The sequence below is a fragment of the Sporichthyaceae bacterium genome, from assembly GCA_036493475.1.
Taxonomy (GTDB): Bacteria; Actinomycetota; Actinomycetes; order Sporichthyales; family Sporichthyaceae; genus DASQPJ01.
Genome location: DASXPS010000168.1, coordinates 24,342 through 31,207 on the forward strand (window position 1 = coordinate 24,342; position 6,866 = coordinate 31,207).

Below are 6,866 nucleotides of genomic sequence, written 5' to 3' on the forward strand. Positions count from 1 at the left end.
CCCGGGTAACTGTGGCCCGGAGCACGTAGGGACGGGGTTCGCCGCTGACCGGCGTACGGAACAATGGGCGACGGAGCCGACAGCGTCGACGGCGTCGACCGGCCGAGCATGGCTCGGCACCGGAGCGAGTCAAGGGATTCAAGCTGTGAGCGACCCGAGCACGATCATCATTCCCACCGAACTCAAACCCGCCGACGGCCGTTTCGGCTGTGGCCCGTCCAAGGTGCGCCCGGAGGCGCTGTCCGCGCTGGCCGCGGCCGGCGCCTCGTTGCTGGGCACCTCGCACCGGCAGGCCCCGGTGAAGAACACCGTCAAGCGCGTGCGGCAGGGCATCTCCGCGCTGTTCTCCGTACCCGAGGGTTACCAGGTGGTGCTGGGCAACGGCGGCGCGACCGCGTTCTGGGATATAGCCGCGTTCGGCCTGGTGCGCAAGCGCAGCCAACACCTGCACTTCGGGGAGTTCTCCTCGAAATTCGCGAGCGTCTGCAAGGGGGCGCCGTGGCTGGGCGAGCCCACCGTGCTCAAGGCCGAGCCGGGTTCGCACCCGTTGCCCCGGGCCGAGGCCGGCATCGACGTCTACGCCTACACGCACAACGAGACCTCCACCGGGGTCGCGATGCCCATTGCGCGGGTCACGGGTGCCGAGGAGGGCGCGCTGGTGCTGGTCGACGCGACCTCCGGTGCGGGCGGCCTGCCGGTGGACGTCACCGAGACCGACGCCTACTACTTCGCGCCGCAGAAGTGCTTCGCCTCCGACGGCGGGCTGTGGCTGGCGATCATGTCCCCGGCCGCGCTGGCCCGGGTCGAGGAGATCTCCTCCTCGGGTCGCTACATCCCGACCTTCTTCGACCTGCCCACCGCGATCGACAACTCCAGCAAGGATCAGACCTACAACACCCCGGCGCTGGCCACCCTGTTCCTGCTCGCCGAGCAGCTGGACTGGATGAACGGCAACGGCGGTCTGGAGTGGGCCGTGGGGCGAACCACCGCGTCCTCCAACCACCTGTACACCTGGGCGGAGAAGTCGGAGTTCGCCACCCCGTTCGTCCTCGACCCGGCACAGCGCTCGCTGGTGGTGGGCACCATCGACTTCGTCGACTCGGTGGACGCCGCCGCGGTGGCCAAGGTGCTGCGCGCCAACGGCATCGTGGACACCGAGCCCTATCGCAAGCTGGGCCGCAATCAGCTGCGCATCGCGATGTTCCCCGCCGTGGAGACCTCCGACGTCGAGGCGCTCACCGCCTGCATCGACCACGTCGTCGCCGCCCTGTAAACCCATGCGTCCGGCCAACGGTGCGCAATAACGTCGGGTTGGCCGGACGCAACGGGTTCCGCGGGACGCCCGCTCAGTCGTAAGGCGGGTAGTAGGGCTCGTTGTGACTGCGCGGACACTCGGGGCCCATGGCGTACGGGGACTCCGGGTCGTTGTTGCAGTTGGGGTGGTAGTGGTGACGGTAGTGGTGGTGCCCGTACCCGCCGTATCCGTCCCCATAGCCGTCACCCGGCGGGTACCAGTGGGAGGGCTGGGTCTGCGCCGCGGTGGCGGCGTGAGCCGTGCCCACCCCGGCGACCGGAACAACAGCGGAGACGGCGAACAGCGCTGGGACGAACCAGCGCGATGCGAATCGCGACGCCATGACTCCTCCTCACAATTCGTGCCTCATCAGCACGGTACGTGAGGTTCCTACCCGGGATCGTTCGACCTGATGTCCAGTGACATTCCGACCGAAACCGTCTGTGTTCCTCCTATTGCGAAAGTCGGTTGGTGACGGGCATCGGCTGACATCCTGATCAGGAACAGCTACGGCAGAGGGAGACCGTCATGCGGATGCTGGGCCCGACGATCCTCGCGCTGGCGTTGGCCGCTACCGCCGGCTGTGGTGGCAGCGGCGGCGCGGGCGCCGACACGGCGAACAGCAGCGCCGCGCCGAGCGCCGGGGCCTCTGCCTCGACCGTGGCGAGCGCCGCGCCCGCCGTCGCCGCCCCGTCGTCCGGGTCCAAGGCGGACATCATCGCGATCACCAAACTCACCAAGTCCATCGAGACCGGCAAGCCCGAACTCGCCTGCAAGACGCTGATGAACACAGCGATGATCAGCAGCACATTCGGCACCGTGGACAACTGCGTGGCCGGCGCCGACGAGGACGACCCGACCACCGCAGTGACCGCCGTCTCCATCCAGGTCAACGGCAACAAGGCCACCGCGATCGTCACCGACTCCGGCGGCGCCAACGACGGGGCAACCGGCACCTGGCACTTCGAGCGCACCGGTAAGACCTGGAAGCTGGCCGGATGGGGCGTGGACTACATGCGCTCCCTGACCGCGGTGAACTTCGGCCCCAACTACAAGGCCACCGAGGCCGACGACCCGTTCGCCAACGCCGGCTACCGGCTCTGTGTCCGCGACGGGATGGTGGCCAAGGACGACGCGGCGTTCCGCAAGCTCGCCCTCGAGATGGAAACCGACCACAACACCGTGGCCGGGTCGGTCTTCGCGGCCTGTGCGAGCAAGGGCCCGGGTGGGGAGTCCCCGTTCCGCGCCATCTTCGAGAAGGGCCTGCGCCAGGAGTTCCACGCCTACGGCGCGCCCGCCGAGGCCGCCGACTGCGTCATCGACAAACTGCGCACGGCGATCCCGGAGGCGAACCTGATCAACGCCGTGCTGAACGGGACCGGCTCGAAGGAGCTCAGCAAGGTCTCGACCACGGTGGCCACGGCGACGCAGGCCTGCGCCAAGGGCAGCACCGGGTCGCACCCGACCATCCGGGCCCCGAAGCACCAGTACACGATTCGCCCGTTGCACTGAGGTCGTGACCGGCCTGCATGATGTGCGGGTGCGCACGTCCACCGCGACCCTGGTCGCGCTCACCCTCGTCCTCGCCGGTTGCGGCGGGGGCCACGACGAGGCGATGCGCAGCTATGCCCCGCCCTCGGCGCAACCCACGGCAAGCCCCACTGCCGTCGGCGTGCCCGGCTCGAAGGCCGACGTCGCTGCGCTGACCACGCTGGCCAAGGGCATCAACAGCGGCAGCCCGTCCCACGTGTGCGCCGACCTGTTCACCACCCATTTGGTCAGCACGGTGTTCGGCGGCCTGGACACCTGCATTGCCGCCGACGACGGCGACACTCAACCGACCACCGGCGCTTCGGTCAGCAAAGTGCGGGTGGCCGGGGATACCGCGACCGCGGTCATCACCGACTCCGGCGGGGCCAGCGCCGGCGCCAAGGGCACCTGGCACTTCGTGCGCACCGACGGCCAGTGGCGACTGGACGAGTGGGGCGTGGACTATCTGCGCGCGGAATACGCCAGCCAGTTCGGACCCAACTACAAGCCCGACGGCGCCGACGACCCGTTCGCCGATGCGGGCTACCGCGCGTGCCTGAACCTGGGCATGCAGGCCAAGGACGACGACACGTTCCGCAAGCTCGCCTACGGCCTGCAGTCCAACCGCAACGACGACACCATCGGCGCCATCTTCCAGGCCTGCGAGAAACAGGGCCCGGACGGCAAGTCCCCGTTCCGCACCGCCTTCGAGGACCAACTACGCCAGGAGAGTCAACAGGGCGCGATGTCCGCCGCCGCGGCGCAGTGCGTCACGGACCAGATGCGCCAAGCGATCTCCGAATCCGACCTCGTCGTCGCGCTGCTCAACGGCCCGAGCTCCGATGACTACGCGACGTTCGCGAGCAACGTCGCGGTGATCAGCGCCGCCTGCGACAAGGGCGGCAAACCCGCCGGCATCCGCCCGCCCCACCTCGGCGGGCACGCGCTGCACTAATCCCGGCGGGTGGCCAGGACGAGCACCAGGGCGCCCAGACCGAGGGCGGACAGCAGCGCCACCCAGCGGCCGTCGACGCCGGGCAGGCCGTGGGAGTCGCCGACCGGCTGGGCCGACACCGGGTGGCTGGGCTTGGCCGAGGCGCGATGCGCGGACGCGGACGGCGTCTCGGTGGGCTCGCCGTCTCCCGGACTCGGCCCGCCGGTGCCGGCCAACTTCGCCGGGTCGGCGGGCAACGGCACCCGCCACACCGCCGAGTTCAGGCCCTCACTGCCGAACAGCAGCGCGCTGCGGTCTCCCATCGCGGTTACCGACTCCCCCTGGATCTGGATCGGTGGGGTGAACGTGGCCACGGTGCGCCACTCCGCGTCCAGCACCCACGCCTCGCTGTACCCGCGCAACACCACGTATTTCGAGCCGGGCAGGAACGTGCCGTCGGTGACGATCGCCGGCGCGCCCGCCACGCGGTGCAGCACATTCACCCGGCCCTGCTGCAACGGTGTCGGCACCGCCCAGACCGCCGCCTGGCCCGCGTCCTGTTTGGACACCACGAACAGGTGATTGTCCGAGGGCCGGCACAGCAACGTCTCCGCGTTGCGCGCCTTGGAGTCGGCGTAGGCGAAGTCGTAGGAGACATAGGGCACGTCGCCGGTGCGCAGGTCGGCCGGTTCCCGAACGCCGAGCAGCCGATAAGTCTTGTAGATGGCCAGGTTGTCGCCGACCTCGCCGACCCAGATCATCGGACCGCCCGGCCCGGCGCACTCGGTGATCGACTCCCAGTCCCGGTCGGACGCGCCGTTCAGGGTCAGCGTGGCCGTGGTGTTGCCGGTCTTGGTGTCAACCGCGAAGACCTGCGGCGGATGCCCGGAGTCGTTGTGCGTGAACACCACCCCGCGGTGGCGCAGGCTCACCGCCAACCCGCTGGACTCGGTGATCCGTTGATCGGTGTACCGAAACAGCACACTGGGTTTGTCGTCGGCGGCCCGGGCCGGCGCACCGAGGGCAGCAGCCGCGGCACACGCCGATACCAGCGCCGCGAGCAGCAGGCCGCGTCTCACCACTCGCCCCCATGACGCTGCGTCAGTTCCGCGGAGAGCAGCGCGGCCAGACGCGGCCGCAGCCCCCACTCCGTCGTGATCGCACGGTACTCGTCGACCAGCGCCGGATCGGCGGGCGCGCCGGTGCGCACCGCCCGGATCGCCACGTTGCGTGCGGTGTGCTCGGTGGAGACGAACTCCAGCACGTCCACCCGGTAACCGACCAGGCGCAGCAGCAACGCGCGCAGGGCGTCGGTGAGCACGTCGGCCAGGCGTTCGCGCAGGATGCCGTGCTTCAGCAACGAGCCGTACTGTGCCGGTGCGCCCTGCGTCCGCAACGTCGCCGCCGTCTCGTGATGACAGCAGGGTGCGGCGACCAGCAGCGGCGTCGCCCAGCCGACCGCCCGGGCCAGCGCCTCGTCGGTGGCGGTGTCGCAGGCGTGCAACGCGAGCACCACGTCCCCCGCCGCGACGTCGGCCCCGGCGATGTCCGCGGCCACGAACCGGGTCACCCCCGCGACCCCCAACCGCGCGGCCAGCGCGGTGTTGCGCGCCAGGGCGGCCTCGCGCAGGTCCACCCCGGTCAGCGTCACCGCACCCGCCGACACCGTGCTCAAGTAGCGCTGGGCGGCGAAGCTCAAATAAGCGTGCCCGCAACCCAGGTCCACCACGTGCAACGGATCCCGCCCCGCCACCGCGTTCAGCTCCGGGGCCAGCAACCGCAGGAACGCATCCACCTGACGACGCTTGCCCGCATCCGCGCCGAGCTCGGTGAACAACGGATCGTCCGGCGCCAGCAGCCGCCTCTTGCTGCGGTCGTGCGTGGTTTCCACCGCGGCAGCCGTGCCGCTGCGATGCACCAACGCCTCGCCCTTCTTGGTCACCCGCATTTGCACGGTGCCCGTTGCCCCGGCCACGTGCCAGTTGCCGAACGGCGCGGCCAACAACTCATCCACCGCGGCCGCCGCTTCGGCGTCGTCGAGGTTGCGGGTGTGCGCCGTGCGCTCGTCGACCCGCACCTCCTGCAATCGCGGGCCGCCCTTCAACTGCACCGGCCGCAGCTCCACCCGACGCCAATCCGGCGCCGGTCCGCGGTGGCGCCGGCCGGACGCGACCGCGCGCATCAGGCCGGGGTCGAGCAGCAGCCCGCGCAGTTCGGCCAACACCTCGGTCAACGGCTCGGCCACACCCTCAACTCCACGCGTAGGCGATGACCACGTTGGCCGCGGCGAGCCCGAACGCCCCGTAGAAGATGGGCGGCGGCGACGGGACGCGACGCATAGTGCCGTGCACCAGCCCGGTCACCACCAGCGCGATCGCCAATTTGGTGCTGATCTTCGCCGTGTCCAGGTGGTGGTCGATGTGGTGGTCGACGAGCACCAACAACGCGCCGGATATCAACTGCGCGGGCGCACCGACGACGATCGGCGCGGTCATCCGCAGGTCCTTCGACATCGCCTGCAGCAGGAAGCCGCCGAGCAGGACGGCCATCCCCGCCAGGTGCACGAGCAACAACGCATGCCGCAGCGCGTCCACGTCTCTCCTTTCGGCGACAACGCCCGAAACCTAACCGACTGGTCCGGTTGTCCACCGTTCGGCGGTATCGACTGTTGTTGCCGGATCTGTCCGGGTCACGCTCGTGCCTGACCGCCCCCGTGTGGGCGGGCCGCCACAAACGGCCGCTCGGGACCTCCTCCCGCGCGGCAGAGGGGGTCCCACCATGAGCCGCTCCACGACCCGTCGGGTCACGACCTGGATCGCCGCCGGCGTCCTGACGGTCTCCGCCCCGCTGCTCGCCGCCACCACCGCACACGCCGCTGCAGGCGATAAGGCCGACTGCAGTGCCAGCCCGCCGGCAGGCACCATGTATGACGACGGCAGTGGCACGGTGCGCTTCGTCATCGTCGGCACCTCCGGTAACGAGGCGCTGATCGGCACCAGCGGGCCTGACATCATCTTCGGGAAGACCGGCGACCACTACATGTGGGGCGGCAAGGGCGACGACATCCTCTGCGGTGGCAGCGGCAAAGACCGAATGTTCGGCGGCTCC

8 protein-coding genes are annotated in these 6,866 nt (G+C 70.0%); 4 read left to right on the forward strand and 4 right to left on the reverse strand.

Annotated features, from left to right (window positions below):
- The first annotated feature begins 145 nt into the window (after positions 1-145).
- Positions 146-1,273 carry a phosphoserine transaminase gene (gene serC, locus VGJ14_17125; protein ID HEY2834154.1) on the forward strand — a complete coding sequence of 376 codons (1,128 nt, stop codon included), beginning with the start codon at positions 146-148 and terminating at the stop codon, positions 1,271-1,273.
- A 73-nt stretch (positions 1,274-1,346) separates the two neighbouring features.
- On the opposite strand, the gene VGJ14_17130 is transcribed toward serC, so the two are convergent.
- Positions 1,347-1,637, reverse strand: coding sequence for a hypothetical protein (locus tag VGJ14_17130; GenBank protein HEY2834155.1), 291 nt, complete (start codon positions 1,635-1,637; stop codon positions 1,347-1,349).
- Between the two features lie 185 nt (positions 1,638-1,822).
- Between VGJ14_17130 and VGJ14_17135 the strand changes: the two genes are divergently transcribed.
- Positions 1,823-2,806: a hypothetical protein gene (locus VGJ14_17135; GenBank protein HEY2834156.1), complete on the forward strand. Its 984-nt coding sequence runs from the start codon at positions 1,823-1,825 to the stop codon at positions 2,804-2,806.
- 4 nt (positions 2,807-2,810) lie between these two features.
- Positions 2,811-3,779 (forward strand): hypothetical protein, encoded by a 969-nt coding sequence (locus VGJ14_17140; protein ID HEY2834157.1) that lies wholly within the window; start codon positions 2,811-2,813, stop codon positions 3,777-3,779.
- Here the strand turns inward: VGJ14_17140 and VGJ14_17145 are convergent.
- The 3 genes from VGJ14_17145 to VGJ14_17155 are packed head-to-tail and all read right to left on the reverse strand — an operon-like array spanning position 3,776 to position 6,352.
- The gene (locus VGJ14_17145) at positions 3,776-4,837 is read right to left on the reverse strand and encodes a hypothetical protein (protein ID HEY2834158.1); all 1,062 of its coding nucleotides are present in this window, start codon (positions 4,835-4,837) and stop codon (positions 3,776-3,778) included. The genes VGJ14_17140 and VGJ14_17145 overlap by 4 nt on opposite strands.
- The gene (locus VGJ14_17150) at positions 4,834-6,003 is read right to left on the reverse strand and encodes an SAM-dependent methyltransferase (GenBank protein HEY2834159.1); all 1,170 of its coding nucleotides are present in this window, start codon (positions 6,001-6,003) and stop codon (positions 4,834-4,836) included. Before VGJ14_17150 ends, VGJ14_17145 begins: the two co-directional genes overlap by 4 nt.
- Positions 6,004-6,007: 4 nt before the next feature.
- Entirely contained in the window at positions 6,008-6,352 is a 345-nt protein-coding gene (locus tag VGJ14_17155) for a hypothetical protein (GenBank protein ID HEY2834160.1), read from the reverse strand.
- Positions 6,353-6,536: 184 nt separating this feature from the next.
- Here VGJ14_17155 and VGJ14_17160 point away from each other — a divergent pair.
- A partial coding sequence (locus VGJ14_17160) for a hypothetical protein (GenBank protein ID HEY2834161.1) occupies positions 6,537-6,866 on the forward strand: 330 nt, incomplete at its 3' end.